The organism is Streptomyces neyagawaensis (assembly GCF_023516595.1).
Lineage (GTDB): Bacteria > Actinomycetota > Actinomycetes > Streptomycetales > Streptomycetaceae > Streptomyces > Streptomyces neyagawaensis.
The window spans coordinates 67,658-89,259 of sequence record NZ_JAMGBG010000011.1; the positions used below are offsets into that span (position 1 = coordinate 67,658).

Here is a 21,602-nt window from a genome sequence, read left to right on the forward strand (position 1 = left end):
AGCTGGGTGGTGGTGCCATGCGCGTATCTAGCGGACGGAACGGATGCGGTAGACGAGGACCGCTCCGACGGCGGCGGTCGCACCTACGAGCGCGAAGAGAAGTGGGTAGCCGTGCTGTGAACTGATGATCGCTCCGGCGATCAACGGGGCGATCGCCGGGGGAACGACCGAGCCGATGTTCATGATGCCGAGGTCCTTGGCCCGGCTCTCGGCGTCGGGGAGCACTTGTGTGATCAGAGCCTGGTCGACGGCCATGTACGCACCGAAGCCGGCGCCCATGAGAGCGGATGTCACCATCATGACGGTGAGGTTTGGGGCGCTCGCCAGCAGGAAGCCGGAAGCAGCCTGGAGCAGCGCCGCCAGGGCGACGAAGATCCGTCGTCGGCCGAGGCGGTCGGACAGCACACCGGCGGCGGCGGTGGCCAGAAGACCGGCCAGGAGATAGAGAACGGTGCAGACCAGCAGGCTGCCGGCCGGATCGGGGACGTTGAGGCCATCGCTGAGGAAGTAGAGCGTGTAACACGTGCCCAGCGAGTTCGCCAGATTGACCAGGAGCCGTCCGCCGAAGGCCCAGGCGAATTCCCGGTTCCTGAGCGAGCTGCCCATCGACACGAGCAGTTCCGCGACGCTGAGCGGCGCCTCGACGTTGAAGGCGATGTCGCGATGGGCGGCCAGGAACGGCACCAGACAGACGATCAGCAGGACCGCGATGACGGCGAACCCGGACATGGGGGAGAGTCCGAAGGCCGACACGAGAGCGATGCCGACGACCACGCCGAGGGCCTGGGGACCGTAGATGGCGCTGGAGATCATGCCGCGCTGGTCCTCGGGAACGCGGTCGGCGATGATGGCGGTGAGCCCGGCGGTGGCTGCGCTGAGACCGATCATGCTGGCCGCCCACGCCACGACCACACCGGTCACACTGGTCTGAGCGCCGGTGACGATCAGCCCGACGGCGAAGGCGACAGCGCCCGCCGTGAGCCAGAGTCTGCGTCGGCCGAAGCGGCTGCGTGAACGGTCGCACAGGGCGCCGCACAGGGGCAGGGCGACGAGTGCGACCAGCCCCGAGACCCCGTTGACGATGGCGAAGTCGTAGACCTTCGAGGCCGGATCGATTGCCTCCAGCTGCTGGGGAAGCAGCAGTTGGAGGGGGACGAGGTTTGCCATCCAGAAGCCGAACCACACCAGGCCGTACAGAGTGGTCCAGCGGCGCGAGACGGGCTCGGCCGGTCCTTGGGCGGTGGCCTGGCCGAGGGGTCTTGCAAGGGCAGGAGCGGGTGAGTTGAAGTCGGGGAGCATCGGGCCTCCGGGAGAAGGTGGGCCGCGGATGGGGGAGATGGGTCAGAGGAAGGCGTGTCCTTCACCCCGATAGGTGGGGACCTGGCCGACGATTTCGCTGCCGGAGACCAGGTGGAGGGTGTTCACCCGCTCGCACAGTTCGCCGGCTTTGGCGTGCCGGAACCACACCTGGTCGCCGAGGCGTAGCCCGTGAGCTGCCGGACCGAGCACCGGTGTCTGGACTTCCCCCGCTCCTTCCAGCGGGTTCATCCGCAGGCCCCGGGGCCAGCTGAGGGTGGGCAGACGGTCGAGGCCGGGCGGGCCGGAGGCGACCCAGCCGCCCCCGAGTACGGTGGCGATCTTGTCCGTGGGACGGCGTACGACCGGCATGACGAAGTAGGCGGCGGGCCGGGGACGGAAGCGTCGGTAGAAGTCGAACAATCCCGGTCCGTACAGGCCCGAACCCGCGCCGATCTCAGTGATGACGTGCTCGGCGGAGGTCTGCTCCACGGAGCCGGTGCCGCCGCCGTTGACGAACTCCAGCGGGGCGACGGTCTCGACTGCGGCGATGGCGGCGGCGCGCCGGTCGGCCAGCTCACGTGCCGACAGACGCTGCATGGCGCGGAGCGCGACGCGCTTGAGAGGGGATCCGGGCTGGTTGTCACCCATGCCGGCGATCTGTCCTTCGTAGGACATGACCCCGGCCAGGTGGAACCCCTGACGGCTCTGGATCGCCCGGGCAAGCGTGACAGCCTGGTGCGGGGTGTGCACGGGGGAGCGGTACGGGCCCAGGTGGATGCGTCCGCCGGCCAGTTCCAGGGAGGCGTCCAGATCGATGCACAGCCGCAGCCGGGGGCGGGCGGCACCGACGGCCTCGTCGATGAAGTCCAGCTGGGTGACGGAGTCGATCATGAGGGTGACGCGTGAGGCCGCCCGCTCGTCCTTGGCCAGCTGCTGCAACGCGGCGCGGTCCGCGGTCGGGTAGCCGATGACCACGTCCTCGTGGTCCTCGGCCAGCCACAGGGCTTCGGGCAGGGTGAAGGCGAGAATGCCCCGGTAGCCCTGGCGCTTCAGGACGCGCTGGATCAGGTCGCGGCTGCGGACCGACTTGCTGGCCAGTCGGATCGTGGCGCGACCGCCCGCGCGGTGCACCAGATCACCTGCGTTGGCGTCGAAGGCATCGAGGTCCACCACGGCGAACGGGGGATCCAAGTGCTGGGTGGTCCGCTCCAGTTGGGCCATCCGGACCTCGCTGAAGCCGGCCATGGCGGAGGCGGCCGATTTCACGTCCGGCCAGGACGCCACATGTGCGCTCACATCCGCACCCTTTCTCGGTAGTTCGGTGGACCGGCCCCGTAAGCGGCGGCCGGGAACCGTGTCAGACGGTGGAGCGGTCCGAAGGCCGCGCCGCATCGGGCCGGTGGCGGCCCGTGGGGGCGATGATTCGCTCTCGTCGCTTTCTTCCCTTGGCCTCGGCGAGCGGGATCACCCACCGCATCAGACGGGGGAAGACGCCGGCGATCCGCTGGACACGTCCGCCCAGGGGAGGGAACACCACCTCGACCGGCTTGGAGACGATCGCGTCGACGACGGTCTTGGCTATCTCCTCCGGCGCGTAGGACTTCTCGGCGAAGGAGATGGCGCATGCGGGGTCGGCCAGTTCCTGCTCAAGCATGTCCGTGCGGGTGGACGGAGGATGAATGATCGTGAAGTCCAGTGGCCCGTCGCGTTCTTCCAGGGCCACGCTGTGGTGAAAGGCCCGCAGCCCGTGCTTCGAGCCGCAGTACGTCGCGTATCCGGGGAGCGGGAGGAACGACGTCATACTGCAGACGGTGATGATGTGGCCGCGGCCCTGCGCGGTCATCCGCTCGATCGCCGTGCAGGTGCCGGTGATGGCGCCGAGCAGGTTGACCTCCAGGATGTCGCGGTGCTGGTGCGGGCTGAGGTCACTTGCGTGGCCGGTGTGGGTGATGCCGGCGTTGTTGACCAGCACGTCGACGGCTCCGAACGCGGCCTGTGTCGCTTCGAATGCCTTGACCCACGCCGCTGGATCCCGGATGTCCAGGACACAGCCGGCGGCCCGGCTGCCGAGACTGAGCGCCCTGGCCTGTACGGCCTGCTCGTTGACATCGGACAGCATCACGCGGTGACCGCGTGCGACCGCCGACTGCGCGATCGCGGCCCCGATGCCGGAGGCTGCTCCGGTGACGAGAAGGACCCGGCTGTTTTCAGACACTTCACTCATGGCCAACAGAGTCTCCTGGTCGCATGTCCAAGTCAACTGTCCGATAGGAGATTGTCTTCGGTTGTTACCTGGGGATTCACAGCTGTTACCTCGGGATTCACAGCCGGAGCATCTCGATGCGACCACCGTTCAGCTCCGCGGCGCGGACGGGGTCGTCGGTCGGCACGGTCGCGGCGAACAGGGTGCGCCCGTCTTGACCTGCGACCAGGCAGCTCAGGGTGTTCTGGCTCGTCGCCACGCGGTCGAGGACGCGGCCGCCCTCGGCCACGCGCACGCATTCGCCGCGCAGTGCGTTCGCGATCCACATCGTCTCGCCGTCGCCGTGCCAGGCAATGCCGTCGGGCGCGATCGGTGAGGCGGAGCGCTTGGCGATGGCCGGGTGGTCCAGGAGTGCCGAGATCCTGCGGGTGATCCGGCCGAGAAGCCCCGGATGGTTCACCGCATGCCATAGGAACGGCGAGATCAGCGGGGCCCAGGGGCGCGGCTCCCCGAGCGTGCCGTCGGGCAGCACGGGGAAGGCGGTGAGCCGCATGGCCAGGGTTTCGGCCGCCACCATGGTCGCGCCGTCGGCCGTCAGGACGCATCCGTTGGGGAAGAGCACCGGCTCGGTCACCCCGAGCAGGGTCCCGTCCGCGGCCAGGCATGCGATCGGTGCCTTCGTCGGGCCGGGCGGCGCGTAGAGCATGGCGTTGGCGTGCTCGCGTGCGAACGCATGGTAGTCAAAGCCGAAGTTGCCCACGTACGCACGTCCGTGCGGGTCGACGAGCATGTCGTTGACCGGGCCGCCGACGAGGTGCCGCAGATCCGCGTGCTCGACGAGCTCGCCGTCTGCCTCCAGTCGGTACACGACGCCTCCGTCCATGGAGGCGACGAGCATGCGCCCGTCCGGAAGCCAGCCGAGCCCGCCGGCCCGGCCGGGAACCTTGAGGACCGTCTCGGCCTCTCCCGTACCGTCCCAGCGGTGCACCGTGCCGTGTGCCAGGTCGGAGAACCACAGAGCTCCCTGATGCCACCGCAGTGACTCGGGAACGCCGAAACCGCTCAACGCGACCGATGTCGTCCGTTTCATTCCAGCCGCTCCTTGGTGACGGGCCTTGGGCGTGATGTCTCTGCCGCAAACGAAGTTGGTCATCCGTACAAGACACTTGACTTGTACGGGTGACCGTCTCATTCTGGGCAAACCGAAGTCAACGTTCCGGCAGGAGTTTTTCCGTGGCTCAGACTCGATCGCTCACGCCCGACGGCGCCCGGGCGGACGCACACATCGCAGTGGACAACCCGGCCACCGGAGCAGTGGTCGGCCACGTCGCAGACGCGTCGCCGCAGGAGGTGGCGCAAGCGGTCGCACGAGCCCGGCGGGCACAGCCGGGCTGGGCTGAACTGAGCGCCCGAAGCCGTGCGGAATTCTTTACACGAGGTCGCCAGTGGCTGCTGACTCACCGGCAGGAGATCATCGACTCCATCGTCGCGGAGAACGGCAAGACTCAAGAGGACGCGATCGTCGAGATCGTCTACTGCGTCAGCGCCTTCGCCTACTGGTCCAAGCGTGCACGGCACTACCTCGCCGACGCGAAGATCCGCTCGCTCTCGCCGTTCGTGCTCGGCCGCAGCATGTACACCCGCCGGGTGCCACTCGGTGTCGTCGGGGTCATCGGCCCCTGGAACAACCCGTTGATCAACTCCTTCGGTGACGCCATCCCGGCCCTGGCCGCCGGCAACGCGGTCGTCCTCAAACCCTCGGAGTACACACCGCTGACCGCGCTGCTCATGGAGCAGATGACCCGTGAGTGCGGTTGGCCCAAGGACGTCTTCCAGGTCGTGACCGGCGCCGGCGCCACCGGTCAGGCCCTGGTCGACGCCGCCGACTTCGTGATGTTCACCGGATCCACGAAGACCGGCCGGGCCGTCGCCGCGCGGGCGGGCGAGCGGCTCGTCCCGTGCTCACTCGAACTCGGCGGCAAGGACGCTCTGATCGTGCTGGCCGATGCCTCGCTGGAGCGGGCGGTGAACGTCACCCTGCACGGTGCTCTGTGCAACGGGGGGCAGATGTGCACCTCGGTGGAGCGCGTCTACGTCGAGGAGCCGGTGTACGACGCGTTCGTCGCCAGGCTGCGCCAGCGGTTCGAGGAGGTCACCTCCGGCAGGCCGGCAGGGCTGGGCAGCACCGATGTGGGCGCCATGACCTTCCCGCCGCAGATGGCGATCGTCGAGGACCACGTGAAGGACGCCGTGAGCCGAGGGGCGCGCGTCCTCGTGGGGGGCCACGCCGCCCCCGGCCCGGGCCGGTTCTTCGAACCAACGCTGCTCGTCGATGTCGACCACACCATGAAATGCATGCGTGAGGAGACGTTCGGACCCACGCTGCCCGTGATGAAGGTCGCAAGTGCCGAGGAGGCCGTCCGGCTCGTCAACGACAGCACCTACGGCCTGCAGGCCTCCATCATCGGTTCGAACATGAAGCGTGCCCGACACCTCGCGGAGCGTCTCGAGGCAGGCTGCGTCACCATCAACGACGCCCAGACCAACTACATGGCCTTCGGCCTGCCCATGGGCGGCTGGAAGGAGTCGGGCCTCGGCGTACGGCACGGCGCCGAAGGAATCCGCAAGTACACCCGGCTCCAGGCCGTCAGCGTGAACCGCTTCCCGACCCGGCGCGACCTTCACATGATCCCGTTCGACCCCTCGGCCTACCGGTCCATCCTGCGCCTGGTGGACCTCATGTACGGCAACCGCCTGCGCCGCCGGAACAAGTAACCGCGCCATCGCCCACCAGATCACGAAAGGCCAGATCCCGATGACCACGACAGCCGCCGCCCCGCACATGTCCGTCGGCGCCATGCCGGAAGGCGTCACCCTGCCACTGCCCCAGCAGAACCTGAGCGTCGAGGAGGAGCGTCAGGTCCGCAAGCAGAAACTCGCGGCCGCCTTCCGCCTGTTCGCCCGCTTCGGTTTCTCCGAAGGCGTGGCCGGACACATCACGGCCCGCGACCCGGAGAACCCCTCGGCCTTCTGGGTCAACCCCTTCGGGATGTCGTTCAGCCAGATCCGCGTCTCCGACCTGATCCTCGTCGACCATGACGGCAAGCTCCTTCAGGGCAAGCGTCCGGTCAACAACGCCGCGTTCTGCATCCACTCGGAGGTGCACCGGGCCCGGCCGGACGTGGTCGCGGCCGCACACACCCACTCCCTGCACGGCAAGGCCTTCTCCAGCCTCGGCGTCCCGCTCGAGCCGATCACCCAGGACGCCTGCGCCTTCTTCGAGGACCACGGCATCTACTCCGACTACCGCGGAGTGGTGAACGACACCGAGGAAGGCCGGCGGATCGGTGTGGCGCTGGGCGAGGGCAAGGCCGTCGTTCTGCAGAACCACGGGCTGCTGACGGTCGGGGAGTCCGTCGCCGAGGCGGCCTGGTACTTCATCACCATGGAACGTTCGTGCCAGGCCCAGTTGTTGGCCATGGCCGCCGGTGAGCCGAAGCTCATCGACCCCGAGACGGCGCGGATGGTGCGGGACCAGATCTCCGGCCCCCTCCCGGGCTGGTTCCAGTTCCGCCCCCTGTGGGACCAGATCACCGCAGACCAGCCCGATCTGTTCGACTGAAATGACTCGCTGACACACAGCGGTGCGGGACCAAGTCGGGTGGGGCCATTGGCCCCACCCGACTTTCTGATGCGGCCGCTCCGGCGAGGAGGCGCCTCGCGCCTCTGAATGTGCGTTCATCGGGCAGAGGGTGACGCCCCCCGACGGACGCAGGATGGTCATCCGAACATCAGTCAGCCTTGGCAGCGAGACTCATCAGGTGCTCGCCGGTCAGGCGGAGCACCTCACGGGTGTGCTCGCTGTTACGGTCGACCAGCCAGCACAGCGTGACACCGTCCAGCACCGAGTTGAGGTAGCGGGCCAGAACGGGAAGGGGCACCGTCCACTTGATGCCCGCACTCTCGGCAGCTTCCGCGAGGAGCTGCTCGTGGACCTCCAGGTAGTGCTCGTACTGCCGGCGGGCCAGATCCTCGAAGCCCTCCTGGCGCAACGCGTAGTGGGTGAGCTCGTACCCCACCTGGTGCTCTCCCGGGTTGAGCTCGACCCCCTCCCAGAAGGTGTAGAGGCTCTTGGCGATTCGTGCGCCGAGGTCGCCCTCTCCTTCGAACACTTTCCGGGCCTTGGCCACGCCGCTGTCCGTGATGCGGGTGATGACCTCCTGCAGGAGCTCCTCACGTGAGTTGAAGCAGTAGTGAAAGACGCCGAGTGGCATCTTCGCCTCGTTGACGACAGCGCGTGTGGTGGTCTTGACGACTCCGTCGCGGACCATGACGCGGAACGCCGCGGCGATGAGTTCTTCCCGTCGATCCTTCGCTGCCATGCGAGACATTCGGTACACCGTTTCATCAAGAGTGAAATGCTCACTCCATGCTAACCGGTGTCTTGGACGATCGACCAACTACGATTCGGTCGTCAGGTGACCCGATACGGTGGCGATGTCTCGCTGACGGGCTCCGCGGGCTCGGTCCCCACGGTCGAGGAGGCGGCGGTACGCGCCGCTGAGCTTCGCGTGGGACGGTGCCGACTGTTCCTTGACTCCGACAGGCACGTCGAAGAGGTCCCCGTGCCCACCCCCGGCCCGGGCGAGGTGCTGGTCGAGGTGTGGGCCGCGGGCGTATGCCTGTCCGGCGTCCACCTGATCGACGGCAGCATCAGTCCCGCGTTCCCCGTCGACGCCGTCGCGAAGACGTGCACCGTCACGCTCGGCCGAGTGCGCCGTGGCTCGCGAGGACGCCCTGATCGCCCTGCCGGACGACCTCCCCTTCGACCGGGCCGCCATCATCCCCGACGCCGTCTCCACCGTACGCCGCCGTCGTGGAAACGGGTGCGGTACGCCCGGCGCGGACGGTCGGGATCAGTGGGTCGGTCAAGCGCCTTCGACCGGCCGAGAACGTATCGATCAGGCCCACTACATGGTCGCGCCAACCAGAAACGACCGCATAATTCCACCCGGCAACCAGTGCGACCTCGGCAGCAGCGGCGAACTTGACCTCGTCCTCAGGCTCGATCCGTTCCGAGGGTCGCACGTCGATGAGCCACGGCGTGCCATCGGTCAGCAGAAGATGGTCCGGGATGTGTTCGACACTGCCGTTGACGCTTCGGAAGCGCAGACGGAACGGTTGAGCGAGAGCCTCCACCAGAGAACATGATCGTCCGCCCGAAGCACCATGCCGCAGTCCATCGGGCACTTCAGTCCGGCGGCATGACCAGTTGACCGACCGCATCAGCGGAAATGGCATGCATTCGGGCGAGATCGTGCAGTGTTGATGTGTCCGACCAGGGGACATCAGCGCTCGATGGGCCAACTGGCGCGTGATCGAGCAGCGCGGGCTGGGGAGCCACGTCTCCGCCTTACATGCCGAGAGTGCGATGGGAGGGCGAAGATCATCGCAGAGGTCATTGGATCTCCGTCGCGCCAGCGCGCCCGGCGTTGCCAGCAAGGATTCGCGGCATCGGTGTCGAAGGGTCCAGGCAGACGTACCGACGCGCTGAGTCTTCACCGGTCACTCCAGTGAAAGGTGACAGTCTAGGGGAAGGCGCCCAGGCCGGGGATGAGGTGCTGCAAGGCAGCGACTCCGAGCGGAGGAGGGCGGCCGGTCTGGTGGTGCGCTCACAGCAGCAGCGTCGTTGGTCATGAGGGGACCGCGGAGCGCTCTCGGGTGAATGATCCAGCGGCGCCCTGGGGAGGATCCGAGGTGACGCCGTGGTGGGGGATGTGCCGATGCAGACGAGTGAAGGAGCGGGATGGGGCCTTCTCCGGCGCAGGGCTGGAAAATCAATGAGCCTGTACGGATGTGTCAAGAATCCTCGGCAGCCCGCGCACCGTGCTGCTGAAGCTGGTTGGCAAAAGCGCAGGTCAACCTGATGCTCAGGAGACACCTAGCGGCTGTGGTCACACCGGGTGTGACACCCATTCGGCCGTGTGAGCGCCTCAACCGGGTCCGCCCAGCATGATCTTCCACACCCGGGTCGCGACCTGGAGGTTGAGGCGGTCCTCCACGTTCGTGAGGTCATGGCCGCTGATCTCGCGGATGCGCTGGAGCCGGTAGCGGAGCGTGCTGCGGTGGATCGCGAGGGATTCGGCGGTCTCGGCGTAGTTGCCGCCGCAGTCGAAGTACCGGGACAGAGTCTCCACGAGCGCCGCACGGTGCAGGCCGTCGTAGTCGAGGAGCTGTCCGAGCCATTCCCGAACGAACCCCTCCAGCTCCTGGTGGTCGTTCCCAGGTCCCAGGATGCGGTAGAGGCCCAGATCGTCGAAGAACGTCGTGCCGTACCGGCTTCGCGACCGGCGGCGCACCTCCAGGGCACGCAGTGCTTCCTGATAGCGGCCGGGAATGCCGTCCGGGGTGTCGCAGCGGGCGCTCACCCCGATCGTCCCGTCCGGTGTGCCGGTCTCCCGGGCGAGCATCTCGTACAGGGCGTGGTCGTCGGGCCTGCCCTCGGCGACCAGGACCACGTGGTCGGAACGCCGAGCCACCAGCGACGGCATGCCCACGGCCGAAGCCGCCCGGCCCACGGTCCGCGCGAAAGCGTCGTCCACGACCCGGCTCCTCCACTGCACGACGACCACGTACTGGATGCGGTGCAGGTCGTGTCCGAACGCCTCGGACCGGGCGTACGCGCTCGCCTCGTCCGTGCCGCCCAGAAGATCGTCGACCAGTTCTCGGCGCAGTCGCAGCTCCACCTCCGCCAGATGGCGCAGATGCGACAGTTCCAGGGCGAGTGACGTGGCGGCGTGCTCCAGAGCGAACACGGTGTACTCGTCGGCGTCGCCCTGGGGATCGACCAGGGCCAGCACTCCGAGCACTTCACCGCGGGGGCGTACCAGGGAGATCAGTCGGTCCTTGACGCGCATGGGCCCGCCTCTTCGGGCGACCTCATGGAGCATCTCTTCATGGCGTACGGGATCCGGTTCCGGATAGGGGTCGGGCCGGTCGGGACCGGTCCAGGACCGCAGTCGGCCGAAGCGGTCCTCCACCAGCACCGGAAATCCGGTGAGCTCATGCAGCGCGCTGGTGATGGTCTCCTCGCCGCCACCCGCGGCCGCGGCCTCGGTGAGTGCGTCGTGCACGGCCCGCTGGTATCCCGCCTTGACCGCGAGGGAGACCAGCCGCTGCTGGAGGGTTGCTCGTTCTCGTCGCAGTCGGTGCAGCTCCAGCGCGTCTTCCTGCTGGCGGCGGTGCGCGACGGCGACCGACAGGGCCGCGGCGGTGAGGCGTACCAGCGTGGCGAGCAGGAAGTGCTGGGCATGGGTGGGCCGGGAGCGAGACGTCACCACGAGGTAGCCGTGCAGTCCACCGGGTCCGTGCAGGGCCAGTGCCTGGCCCCCTGACCGGCCGGGAACCGCCACGGGGCCGTCCTGTCCCGCCAGCTCTCGCACCGTCCGGTCGACGCCTGACGCCTGGTTCGGCCCGCCCTGCTGGTCGGGGACCAGTTGGCCGTTCACCCTGAGGTATCCGGCCTCGGCTCGGTACGGGCCGACGGCTGACACGTGGTCCATGGCCAGGCGCAGGATCTCGCCCTCGTTCCGGGTGTCGAACAGGGCGCGGAGGACTGCCAGCAATTCGCCGGGCGGCCGGGTCGCCCGGGCCGGGAAGGTGCCGGTGAGGCCCTCTACACGAGGCCGTGGGGTCCCCGGACGGCTCCGCACCATGGGATCACTCCCTTTCCCGAGTCCTCAGAGAGGTGGGCGTCCTTCGCGTACCCCTCTGCGACCGGCTCACCCGGGGTCTTCGGGGTTTTCGCCTCGTGCTCGCGGGGGGACGGGCGCTGTCGTTCTTTGACCTGCCGGGGGCAGGCGTAGGGCTGCTCGGTTCGCCAGTCTAGGGCGTGCCGGGGGCCGCCGTGCATACCGGCAGGAAGGACTGGGCGATGACCGAGCAGCCTCGCAGGCCCGTTGCCACGTACGAGACGTACCAGGAAGCCGAACGCGCCGTAGACCACCTCTCGGACCAAGGGTTTCCCGTGGAGCGGGTGGCCATCATCGGGCAGGACGTCCGCCTCGTCGAGCAGGTCGTCGGACGTATGGACTACGGCCGGGCCGCCCTGCACGGTGCGGCGAGCGGCGCCCTTCCCGGTGCGCTGATCGGCTGGCTCTTCGGCTTGCTCGACTGGGTGGACCCGCTGGTCTCCGCCCTGCTCGTCGCCCTCTACGGCCTGATTTTCGGGGCGATCGTGGGCGCGCTGTTCGGTCTGCTGCTGCACGCGCTGCAGGGCGGCCGCCGGGACTTCGCCTCGGTCCGCTCGATGCAGCCCAGCAGGTACGACGTCGTCGTGGACGAAGCGGTCGCCGACGAGGCCATACGGCTTCTCGGCGGGCTGCGAACCGCCGGCGTCGGCGGACGTCCCGCCCATACATGAACGATCGGATCCGCACCTGCGGCGCATGCCGCCGCACCGGGAGGAGCTCCTCATGGCCAAGGCAGTGGGCATCGACCTGGGCACCACGAACTCGGTGATCGCCGTGTGGGAGGGCGGCGAGCCTTCCGTCGTGCCCAACACCGAGGGGAACCGTACGACACCGTCCGTGGTGGCCTTCACCGACACCGGGGAACGGCTGGTGGGCCAGCTGGCCCGGCGCCAGGCGATCCTCAACCCCAAGGGCACCATCTACTCGGCGAAGCGGTTCATCGGCCGGCACTTCGACGAGATCTCGGAAGAGGCCAGGGCGGTGGCGTACGACGTCGTCGAGGGTCCGGGCGGCGTCGCCCGCTTCAAGGTGCGCGACAAGCTCTACGCGCCCGAGGAGATCAGCGCCCAGGTGCTGCGCAAGCTCGCCGACGACGCGTCCAAGCAGCTCGGGGAGCGGGTCACGGAGGCGGTCATCACCGTGCCCGCCTACTTCAACGACGCCCAGCGCACCGCCACCAAGGACGCCGGGCGGATCGCGGGACTGGAGGTGCTGCGGATCATCAACGAGCCGACCGCGGCCGCCCTCGCGTACGGCATGGACAAGAAGGAGCACGAGACCGTCCTCGTCTTCGACCTGGGCGGCGGCACCTTCGACGTGAGCATCCTCGACGTGGGCGACGGCGTGGTGGAGGTGCGTTCCACCGCGGGCGACAGTCACCTGGGCGGTGACGACTTCGACCGGCGCCTGGTGGATTACCTCGCGGACGACTTCCAGAAGGAGAACGGCATCGATCTGCGCAAGGACCCGCAGGCCCTGCAACGCCTGTTCGAGGCGGCGGAGAAGGCCAAGACCGAGCTGAGCTCGGTGACGCAGACGCAGGTCAGCCTGCCGTTCATCACGGCCGATGCCTCGGGGCCCAAGCACCTCACCGACTCGGTCATGCGGTCCACGTTCGAGCAGATCACCAGCGATCTGGTGGAGCGGTGCCTGGAGCCGGTCCAGCAGGCGATGGCCGACGCCAAGGCCGGCGAGAGCGACATCGACGAGGTCATCCTCGTCGGCGGTTCCACCCGCATCCCCGCCGTCCAGGCCCTCGTGCGCAGGCTGACCGGCGGCAAGGAACCCAACATGAGCGTCAACCCCGACGAGGTCGTGGCCCTCGGTGCCGCGATCCAGGCCGGGGTGCTCAAGGGCGAGGTCAAGGACGTCCTGCTGCTCGACGTCACGCCCCTGTCGCTGGGTGTCGAGACCCGCGGCGGCGTGATGACGAAGATCATCGAGCGGAACACCACCATCCCCGTGCGCCGCACCGAGACCTTCTCCACCGCCGAGGACAACCAGCCCGCCGTCGACATCGTCGTCCTCCAGGGCGAGCGCGAACGGGCCGCCGACAACCGGGTGCTCGGCCGCTTCCAGCTCACCGACATCCGCCCGGCGCCGCGCGGCGAACCGCAGATCGAGGTCACTTTCGACGTCGACGCCAACGGCATTCTCAACGTCAAGGCCCGAGACCAGGACACCGGCAAGGAACAGGGCATCACCATCACCGAGAGCTCCAACCTCGACCGCGGCGAGGTCGAACGCATGGTCCAGGAGGCCGAGCGCAACCAGGGCGAGGACCAGGCCCTGCGCGAGGCCGTCGACGCCCGCAACGAGCTCGACGCCGTCGCCTATCAGGTCGACAAGCGCCTCGCCGAGCTGGGCGACGCCGCACCCGCGCACGAGAAGGCGCGCGCCGAGATGCTGGTGGCGGATGCCCGGGCGGCGGTCAAGGAGGAGGCAGGGGTGGAGCGGGTGCGGCCCCTGACCTCCGAACTCCAGCAGGTGCTGTCCGGGCTGTCGGCGCATCAGGGCGGCGCCACCACGGGCGGTCCCGACCAGGACACCACCGGGGACGGTGCGACCGGGGGCGGCCCGAGCGGCGGTGGCGGTGACGACGACGTCATCGATGCCGAGTTCGACAAGAGCTGAGGAACCGCCATGCCGATCCACCCCAGGGAATCCGACCCGGCCGTGCCGGACCCGGCCGCCCCGGCTCCGGAGGGCGCCGTACGTCCGCCTCGAGGGGATCTTCCGCGCTCGGGCCGGCCGGCCGGGGCGGGGCCCGACACGGATGAGGAACCCGGCCCCGACGCGGCCGGTGGCCCCGCCCCGTCCGAGGACGAGCACACGGCCGAGCTCAAGGAACTCGAGGACCGCTGGCGGCGCGCGCTCGCCGACCTCGACAACCTGCGCAAGCGCCACGTCAGGGAACTGGAGCGGGAGCGGATGGTCGAGCGGTCCCGCACAGCCGCGGCCTTCCTGCCCGTCGTGGACAACCTCGAACTCGCCCTGACCCATGCGGGATCCGACCCCGGCGCGATCGTGGAGGGCGTCCGGGCGGTCCGTGACCAGGCGGTGAACGTCCTCGAACTGCTCGGCTACCCGAGGCACGCGGAGACCGGCGTCGCCTTCGCCCCGGCCCGGCACGAGGTGGTCGGTGTCGTCCAGGACCCCGAAGCCCCACCGGGCACGGTCGTCGAGGTGCTCCGCCCGGGCTACGGGGACGGCGAACGGCAGCTCAGGCCCGCCGCCGTGACTGTCGCGAAGCGGGAGTGACCCGTCATGGCACAGGACTTCTACGAGGTACTGGGCGTGTCACGGACCGCGAGCCAGGACGAGATCCAGCAGGCCTATCGCAAACTCGCCCGCAAGTACCACCCCGACGTCAACAAGGACCCGGGGGCGGAGGAACGCTTCAAGGACCTCAACGAGGCGTACAGCGTTCTGTCGGACCCCAAGACCCGGGCCCGTTACGACCGCTTCGGCGAGGACTTCCGGAGGGTCCCCGAGGACTGGGAGGAGCGGGTCGGTGCCGGCGCCGGACCCGGCGGCGGGTTCCGCGCTCGGAGGACGGCGGGCGCGGGCGGCCCCCGTGTCCGGTACGCCACCGGCTTCGGCGACGACTTCGCGGGGGAGGGCATCGACATCGAGGACCTGCTCGGCTCGCTCTTCGGAGCAGGCGGCGCCCCCGGCGGTGTACCGGGAGCCGACCAGGAGGCGGAGCTGCCGCTCACCGTCGAGGAGGCGTACAGGGGCGGCCGTCGAACCGTCACACTCGCCGGCCCCACCGGGCAGCCGCGACGGTACGAGGTCGACGTACCGCCAGGCGTCACCGACGGGCAGCGCATCCGTCTGGCGGGCGAGGGCGGACGGGGCAGTGGTGACGCCGCCGCGGGGGATCTGTATCTGCGGGTGCGTATCCAACCGCACCCCCGGTTCCGGCTGGACGGCCGGGACGTGTACGTGCAGCTTCCGGTCACCCCCTGGGAGGCCGCGCTGGGCGCGACGGTTCCGGTGCCCACCCCGGGCGGCTCCACGGCCAAGGTCACCGTGCCCGCGGGCTCGTCCAGCGGCCGGCGGCTGCGGCTGCGCGGCGAGGGCATGCCGAACCCGCGCGGTGCCGACGGCAACCTCTACGCCGAACTCCGCGTCATGGTGCCGCCCAAGCTCAGCGACCGGGAGCGCGAGCTGTTCGAGGAGCTCGCCGCCACCTCTTCGTACGATCCCAGGAGGACGTGATGAGCGACCGACCCTCATGGGCAGCGACCGGCGGCCGGACCGCCCGGGCCGACGCGGGCGGGCAACCCGTACGGGCGAGCGCCGGCTCCACGGCCGTGCGGTACGCGCTCGTCCCCGTGCCCAGGCTTTCCCTGGACACCGTGGCCCGCCGCGCCGGCGTCCATCCCGACCTGGTCCGCCGGTTCGTCGCCCTGGGCCTGGTCGACGCCGAGCGCGACGCCGCGGGGCATCTGGTGTTCGACCCTGGGGCCCCGGCGGTTCTCGCCCGCGTTCAGCGGCTGCGCTCCGGTCTGTGTCTCAACTACGCATCCATCGGTCTGGTGCTCGATCTGCTGGACCGCATCAGCCTGCTCGAGGCCGCACTGCGCCGCGCCGGTACGAGGAGTGACATACCGCCATGGACATGAACCGTCTCACCCAGAAGTCACAGGAAGCCCTCCAGGAGGCGCAGACCGCCGCCGTCCGCATGGGCCAGACCGAGGTTGACGGTGAGCATCTGCTGCTCGCGCTCCTCGACCAGGAGAACGGCCTGATCCCGCGGCTGCTGCAACAGGCGGGCAGGCAGCCCGAGGAACTCCGTGCGGCTGTGCGTGAGGAGCTTTCCCGCCGGCCCAAGGTGACCGGTCCGGGTGCGGCGCCGGGCCAGGTGTTCGTCACCCAGCGGCTGTCCCGGCTGCTGGACGCGGCCGAGCGGGAGGCCAAACGACTCAAGGACGAGTACGTCTCCGTGGAGCACCTCCTGCTCGCCCTGGCCGAGGAGGGCTCGTCCACCGCCGCCGGACGGCTCCTCAAGGAGCACGGCATCACCCGGGACTCGTTCCTGAGCGCGCTCACCCAGATCCGCGGCAACCAGCGCGTGACCTCGGCCAACCCCGAAGTGGCGTACGAGGCGCTGGAGAAGTACGGCCGCGACCTGGTCGCCGAGGCCAGGGACGGCAAACTCGACCCGGTCATCGGCCGTGACGCAGAGATCCGCCGCGTCACCCAGATCCTCAGCCGCAAGACCAAGAACAACCCCGTCCTCATCGGCGACCCCGGCGTCGGCAAGACCGCCATCGTCGAGGGCCTGGCCCAGCGCATCGTCCGGGGCGACGTGCCCGAAGGACTGCGCGACAAGACCGTGTTCGCACTGGACATGGGATCCCTGGTGGCCGGGGCAAAGTACCGGGGCGAGTTCGAGGAACGCCTCAAGGCCGTGCTGTCCGAGGTGAAGGCAGCCCAGGGGCACATCCTGCTCTTCGTCGACGAACTCCACACCGTCGTCGGCGCGGGCGCCGCCGAAGGAGCCATGGACGCGGGCAACATGCTCAAGCCGATGCTCGCCCGCGGCGAACTCCACATGATCGGCGCCACCACCCTCGACGAGTACCGCAAGCACATCGAGAAGGACGCCGCCCTCGAACGCCGCTTCCAGCAGGTCCTGGTCGACGAGCCGAGCGTCGAGGACACCATCTCCATCCTGCGCGGACTGCGCGAGCGCCTGGAAATCTTCCACGGCGTGAAGATCCAGGACACCGCACTGGTCTCCGCGGCCACCCTCAGCCACCGCTACATCACCGATCGGTTCCTGCCCGACAAGGCCATCGACCTCGTTGACGAGGCCTGCGCCCGGCTGCGTACCGAGATCGACTCGATGCCCGCCGAACTCGACGAGATCACCCGCCGCGTCACCCGTCTGGAGATCGAGGAGGCCGCCCTCTCCAAGGAGACCGACCCCGCGAGCAAGACCCGCCTCGAGGAACTGCGCAAGGAACTCGCCGACCTGCGCGGCGAGGCCGACGCCAAACACGCCCAGTGGGAGGCCGAACGGCAGGCGATCCGCCGCGTGCAGGAACTGCGCCAGGAACTGGAACAGGTCCGGCACGAGGCGGAGGAGGCCGAACGTGCCTACGACCTCAACCGCGCCGCCGAACTCCGCTACGGCCGCCTCCAGGACGTGGAACGCCGGCTGAAGGCCGAGGAGGAGCAACTGGCCTCCAAACAGGGGCAGAACCGGCTGCTGCGCGAGGTCGTCACCGAGGACGAGATCGCCGAGATCGTCGCCGCCTGGACCGGCGTTCCCGTCGCCCGCCTCCAGGAGGGCGAACGCGAGAAGCTGCTGCGCCTCGACGAGATCCTGCGCGAGCGCGTCATCGGCCAGGACGAGGCCGTCAAGCTCGTTGCCGACGCCATCATCCGCGCCCGCTCCGGCATCCGCGACCCTCGCCGGCCCATCGGCTCGTTCATCTTCCTCGGCCCGACCGGCGTCGGGAAGACCGAACTGGCCAAGACCCTCGCGGCGGCCCTGTTCGACTCCGAGGAGAACATGGTCCGCCTCGACATGAGCGAGTACCAGGAGCGGCACACCGTCAGCCGGCTGATGGGGGCCCCGCCCGGATACGTCGGCTACGAGGAGGGCGGTCAGCTCACCGAGGCCGTACGCCGCAAGCCGTACTCGGTCGTGCTGTTCGACGAGATCGAGAAGGCGCACACCGATGTCTTCAACACCCTGCTGCAGATCCTCGACGACGGCCGCATCACCGACGCCCAGGGCCGCACCGTCGACTTCCGCAACACCGTGATCATCATGACGTCCAACATCGGCTCCGTGCACCTCCTCGACGGCGCCACCGCCGAGGGTGAGATCAAGCCGGACGCCCGCGCCCTGGTGATGGGCGAGCTGCGCGGGCACTTCCGCCCCGAGTTCCTCAACCGCGTCGACGACATCGTGCTGTTCAAGCCGCTCGGTGAGAGGCAGATCGAGCGGATCGTGGAGCTGCAGTTCGACGAACTGCGCCGCCGCCTCGCCGAGCGCCGCATCACCGTTGAACTCACCGAGGCAGCCCGTGAGTTGATCGCCCACCAGGGCTACGACCCGGTGTACGGGGCCCGGCCGCTGCGGCGTTACATCTCCCACGAGGTCGAGACCCTGGTCGGGCGCGCCCTGCTGCGCGGCGACGTACAGGACGGCGCGACGGTCCGCGTCGACGCCGAGCACGGAGAGCTGGTGGTCACCTACGACCAGCCCGAGGACACGAAGGGAGCGAGGGCGGCATGAGTACCGTGCAGGCCACCAACGTCACCTGCCCGCACTGCGGGCGCACCAACCGGGTACCCGTGGCCGCCGAGGGCCGCCCCACGTGCGGCAACTGCAAGCAGCCGCTGCCGTGGACGGCCGACGCGGGCGACGACGACTTCACCGAGGTCGTCGAGCAGGCCACCGTGCCCGTCGTCGTCGACCTGTGGGCCACCTGGTGCGCACCCTGCCGCATGGTGAGCCCCGCGCTGGAGAAGGTCGCCACCGATCTCGCGGGAAAGATCAAACTGGTCAAGGTCGACATCGACAAGAACCCACGCCTGGCGCAGCGGTTCGAGGTCCAGGCGGTACCGACACTGTTGGTCCTCGACAAAGGACAGACCATCGCCCGGCAAGCGGGCGCCGCACCCGCCCCAGCCCTGCGGCGGTGGGTGGAGCAGTCGATCGCGGGCCGCGAACCGGCCGGGAAAGGGTGATCAGCCATGACCCTACGAACCGACCCCCACCTCGCGCTCGTCCGGCCGGTCAGGCCACTGACCCCCGAAGGGTGCCAGGAGTGTCTGCTGCTCGGCTCCGCGTGGGTCCACCTGAGGCTCTGCCTGACCTGCGGCCACGTCGGCTGCTGCGATTCCTCACCGAACCGGCACGCGCGCCGTCACGCCGCCGCCGACGGCCACCCGATTGCGGCGTCGCTGGAGCCCGGTGAGGACTGGCGGTGGTGTTTCGTGCACGAGGCGTTCGTCTGATGTCCGGCGACGGGACGCGGCCGAGCGCAGCGCAGGTGCCGGACGAGACGCAGGAGAGCGTCCCCTTCGAGACCGCCGACATCTACGGCGCCTATCCGCGCCTGTCGGAGGATCAGATCGACCGCCTGGCGCAGCGTGGTCGGCGGCGCGAAGTCGACGCCGGCGAAGTGCTGATCCGGGAGGGGGAGAGGTGCGAGACGTTCTACGTCGTCCTCAGCGGCTCGGTCGCCGTCGTCAAGGACTACGGCACGCCCGACGAACGTCTGCTGCGCGTGCACGGCCCCGGCCGCTTCATCGGCGAACTCGGCCTTCTGAACGGGCAGGTGGCCTTCTACACCGCTACGGTCAGGGACCCCGGTGAGGTCCTCGCCCTGTCCATGGATCAGCTGCGTGACCTGGTGGCCCGGGACTCCGTCCTCGGCGATCTGGTGCTGCGCGCCTGCCTGGGCCGCCGTGCCCTGCTCGTCGGCCAGGGCGCCGGTTTCCGCATCGTCGGCTCGCGCTATTCGCCCGACACCCGGCGGCTGCGTGAGTTCGCCGCCCGCAACCGGCTGCCGTACCGCTGGATCGATCTGGAGACGGACGAGGAGGCCGAGGCGCTGCTGCGCCGCTTCGGCGTCGGCCCGGAGGAGACACCGCTCGTCATCTGGCGGGACACCACTCTGTTGCGCAACCCCAGCAACGCGGAACTGGCCCGGCTCATCGGCCTGCCCTCGCTGCCCGCAGGAAACCATCATGGCGATCTCCTGATCGTCGGCTCCGGACCCGCCGGCCTCGCCGCCGCGGTGAACGCAGCCTCGGAAGGGCTCAGTACGACCCTGGTCGAGGCGATGGCCACCGGCGGCCAGGCCGGGACGTCGTCCCGCATCGAGAATCTGCTCGGCTTCCCCTCCGGCATCTCCGGCGCCGAACTCACCGACCGCGCCGTGCTCCAGGCCGACAAGTTCGGCGCCAGGATCAGCGTTCCGGTGGAGGCGGCCCGTCTCGAACCGCGGGACGGCCACTACGCCGTCGGGTTCGCCGACGGCAGCGAGATCACCGCCCGCACCGTCGTCCTGGCCACCGGCGCCCGCTACCGCCGCCTCCATGTGCCCGGTGTCGAACGCCTGGAGGGAACGAGCGTCCACTATTCGGCGACCGTCTACGAGGCCCAGCAGTGCCGCACCGACCCGGTGGCCGTCGTCGGGGGCGGCAACTCCGCGGGCCAGGCCGTACTCTTCCTGGCCCGGTACGCACCGCGGGTGTATCTGCTCGTCCGTGGGCCGAGTCTTGAGGCGCACATGTCCCGCTACCTGATCGATCAGGTCGAGCGCCACCCGCGGGTGAGCGTGTTGCTGCACACCGAGGTGACCGAGGCACTCGGCGACAAGGTGCTGGAGGCGGTCACCGTGGTCGACCACCGTACGGGCGAGCATCGGCAGCTCGCGGTGCGGGCCCTGTTCGTCTTCACCGGCGCCGACCCCCACACCGAGTGGTTGTCGGGCGCGCTCGCCCTCGACGCGCGCGGCTTCGTGCTCACCGGCACGGAGGCGCAGGCCCGCTCCGTTCCCGAAGTCTGGCAGAGCCAGGGCCGCGACTGCCTGACGCTGGAGACCAGCCTGCCTGGCGTCTTCGCCGCCGGCGACGTCCGCAGCGGCTCGGTGAAACGCGTGGCTTCCGCGGTCGGCGAAGGCGCGATGAGCATCCACTTCGTGCACCGCTACCTGGGCCGCACGGCCGCGCCCGGCGGCACCGACAGCTCCCCGCACACCCGTCGGAAGGAGTCCGCTTGGCTCGCATGACACCCCAGCGGGCGACGAGATCACGAGAAGGAGAACACGAGAAGGAGAAGGAGGCGATGGGAATGGCCACGCCCGTCCGGCACCACCGAGGTGCCGCAATGCAGGCCAGGCCAGGTGGCTGGGCACGCAATCCGCTGATGGAGTTCGACCAGCTCCTCAGCGAGATGAGCGGACTGATGGAATCGACGGTGGGAGGCGCGGCTACCGCAGTCGCGTGGACACCCCTGGCGGATGTCACTGAGTCCGACGACGCCTTCCACATCGAGATCGAACTCCCCGGCGTCAAGAGCAAGGACATCGACGTCGAAGCGAACGGTCAGGAGGTGGTGGTCACCGGAGAGATCAAGGAGAAGGAACGCAAAGGCGTCCTGCGCCGGAGCACACGGCGCACCGGAGCCTTCGAGTACCGGCTGCGGCTGCCCGGAGAGGTCGACACCGAAAAGATCAATGCGCAGATGTCGGACGGGGTGCTCACCATCACCGTCCCCAAGGCCGAGGTCGCGAAGCCCCGGCATGTCGAGATCAGCAATAAGAGTGAAAGCACCGGTAGCAGCGGCTGAGACGCGAACGCCGCGGTCCCGG

General features: G+C 69.2%; 18 protein-coding genes and 1 pseudogene. 13 read left to right on the top strand and 6 right to left on the bottom strand.

All coding sequences use genetic code 11. The features are described from left to right. Window positions 1-27 precede the first annotated feature (27 nt). The 4 genes from M8J73_RS06775 to M8J73_RS06790 form a co-directional block, all read right to left on the bottom strand. Window positions 28-1,299 (bottom strand): MFS transporter, encoded by a 1,272-nt coding sequence (locus M8J73_RS06775; protein ID WP_055540494.1) that lies wholly within the window; start codon window positions 1,297-1,299, stop codon window positions 28-30. A 42-nt stretch (window positions 1,300-1,341) separates the two neighbouring features. After that, a complete protein-coding gene (locus M8J73_RS06780) occupies window positions 1,342-2,544 on the bottom strand; it encodes an amino acid deaminase/aldolase (protein ID WP_055540509.1) in 1,203 nt (400 codons plus the stop codon). A 112-nt stretch (window positions 2,545-2,656) separates the two neighbouring features. Then, window positions 2,657-3,523: an SDR family NAD(P)-dependent oxidoreductase gene (locus M8J73_RS06785; RefSeq protein ID WP_055540495.1), complete on the bottom strand. Its 867-nt coding sequence runs from the start codon at window positions 3,521-3,523 to the stop codon at window positions 2,657-2,659. Window positions 3,524-3,620: 97 nt separating this feature from the next. After that, entirely contained in the window at window positions 3,621-4,592 is a 972-nt protein-coding gene (locus M8J73_RS06790; protein WP_055540496.1) for an SMP-30/gluconolactonase/LRE family protein, read from the bottom strand. 143 nt (window positions 4,593-4,735) lie between these two features. On the opposite strand from M8J73_RS06790, the gene M8J73_RS06795 reads away from it, so the two are divergent. Then, entirely contained in the window at window positions 4,736-6,277 is a 1,542-nt protein-coding gene (locus M8J73_RS06795) for an aldehyde dehydrogenase family protein (RefSeq protein WP_055540497.1), read from the top strand. Window positions 6,278-6,317: 40 nt separating this feature from the next. After that, a complete protein-coding gene (locus M8J73_RS06800; protein WP_055540498.1) occupies window positions 6,318-7,124 on the top strand; it encodes a class II aldolase/adducin family protein in 807 nt (268 codons plus the stop codon). A 169-nt stretch (window positions 7,125-7,293) separates the two neighbouring features. On the opposite strand, the gene M8J73_RS06805 is transcribed toward M8J73_RS06800, so the two are convergent. Then, entirely contained in the window at window positions 7,294-7,884 is a 591-nt protein-coding gene (locus M8J73_RS06805) for a TetR/AcrR family transcriptional regulator (protein WP_055540499.1), read from the bottom strand. 189 nt (window positions 7,885-8,073) lie between these two features. On the opposite strand from M8J73_RS06805, the pseudogene M8J73_RS06810 reads away from it, so the two are divergent. Beyond that, window positions 8,074-8,426: pseudogene (locus M8J73_RS06810) on the top strand (zinc-binding dehydrogenase); the annotation flags it as partial. A 1,069-nt stretch (window positions 8,427-9,495) separates the two neighbouring features. Here the strand turns inward: M8J73_RS06810 and M8J73_RS06815 are convergent. Then, a complete protein-coding gene (locus M8J73_RS06815) occupies window positions 9,496-11,217 on the bottom strand; it encodes a PucR family transcriptional regulator (RefSeq protein WP_079055021.1) in 1,722 nt (573 codons plus the stop codon). A 218-nt stretch (window positions 11,218-11,435) separates the two neighbouring features. On the opposite strand from M8J73_RS06815, the gene M8J73_RS06820 reads away from it, so the two are divergent. The 10 genes from M8J73_RS06820 (at window position 11,436) to M8J73_RS06865 (ending at window position 21,580) form a co-directional block, all read left to right on the top strand. After that, window positions 11,436-11,924, top strand: a complete 489-nt coding sequence (locus tag M8J73_RS06820) for a general stress protein (RefSeq protein ID WP_055540502.1) — start codon at window positions 11,436-11,438, stop codon at window positions 11,922-11,924. 52 nt (window positions 11,925-11,976) lie between these two features. Beyond that, entirely contained in the window at window positions 11,977-13,887 is a 1,911-nt protein-coding gene (gene dnaK, locus M8J73_RS06825) for a molecular chaperone DnaK (protein WP_055540511.1), read from the top strand. A 9-nt stretch (window positions 13,888-13,896) separates the two neighbouring features. Continuing rightward, entirely contained in the window at window positions 13,897-14,514 is a 618-nt protein-coding gene (locus M8J73_RS06830) for a nucleotide exchange factor GrpE (RefSeq protein WP_055540503.1), read from the top strand. 6 nt (window positions 14,515-14,520) lie between these two features. Next, window positions 14,521-15,477, top strand: coding sequence for a DnaJ C-terminal domain-containing protein (locus tag M8J73_RS06835; RefSeq protein WP_055540504.1), 957 nt, complete (start codon window positions 14,521-14,523; stop codon window positions 15,475-15,477). Continuing rightward, complete coding sequence (locus M8J73_RS06840) at window positions 15,477-15,884, top strand: chaperone modulator CbpM (RefSeq protein ID WP_055540505.1); 408 nt, start codon at window positions 15,477-15,479, stop codon at window positions 15,882-15,884. The genes M8J73_RS06835 and M8J73_RS06840 overlap by 1 nt, the downstream gene beginning before the upstream one ends. Next, a complete protein-coding gene (clpB, locus tag M8J73_RS06845; RefSeq protein ID WP_055540506.1) occupies window positions 15,875-18,514 on the top strand; it encodes an ATP-dependent chaperone ClpB in 2,640 nt (879 codons plus the stop codon). The genes M8J73_RS06840 and clpB overlap by 10 nt, the downstream gene beginning before the upstream one ends. After that, window positions 18,511-18,969: a thioredoxin gene (gene trxA / locus M8J73_RS06850; protein WP_249828347.1), complete on the top strand. Its 459-nt coding sequence runs from the start codon at window positions 18,511-18,513 to the stop codon at window positions 18,967-18,969. Before clpB ends, trxA begins: the two co-directional genes overlap by 4 nt. A 6-nt stretch (window positions 18,970-18,975) precedes the next feature. Beyond that, entirely contained in the window at window positions 18,976-19,239 is a 264-nt protein-coding gene (locus M8J73_RS06855; RefSeq protein ID WP_055538832.1) for a UBP-type zinc finger domain-containing protein, read from the top strand. Further along, window positions 19,239-21,020, top strand: coding sequence for an FAD-dependent oxidoreductase (locus M8J73_RS06860; RefSeq protein ID WP_055538831.1), 1,782 nt, complete (start codon window positions 19,239-19,241; stop codon window positions 21,018-21,020). The genes M8J73_RS06855 and M8J73_RS06860 overlap by 1 nt, the downstream gene beginning before the upstream one ends. Before the next feature lie 62 nt (window positions 21,021-21,082). Then, the gene (locus M8J73_RS06865) at window positions 21,083-21,580 is read left to right on the top strand and encodes an Hsp20/alpha crystallin family protein (protein ID WP_055538830.1); all 498 of its coding nucleotides are present in this window, start codon (window positions 21,083-21,085) and stop codon (window positions 21,578-21,580) included. The last annotated feature ends 22 nt before the right edge of the window (window positions 21,581-21,602 follow it).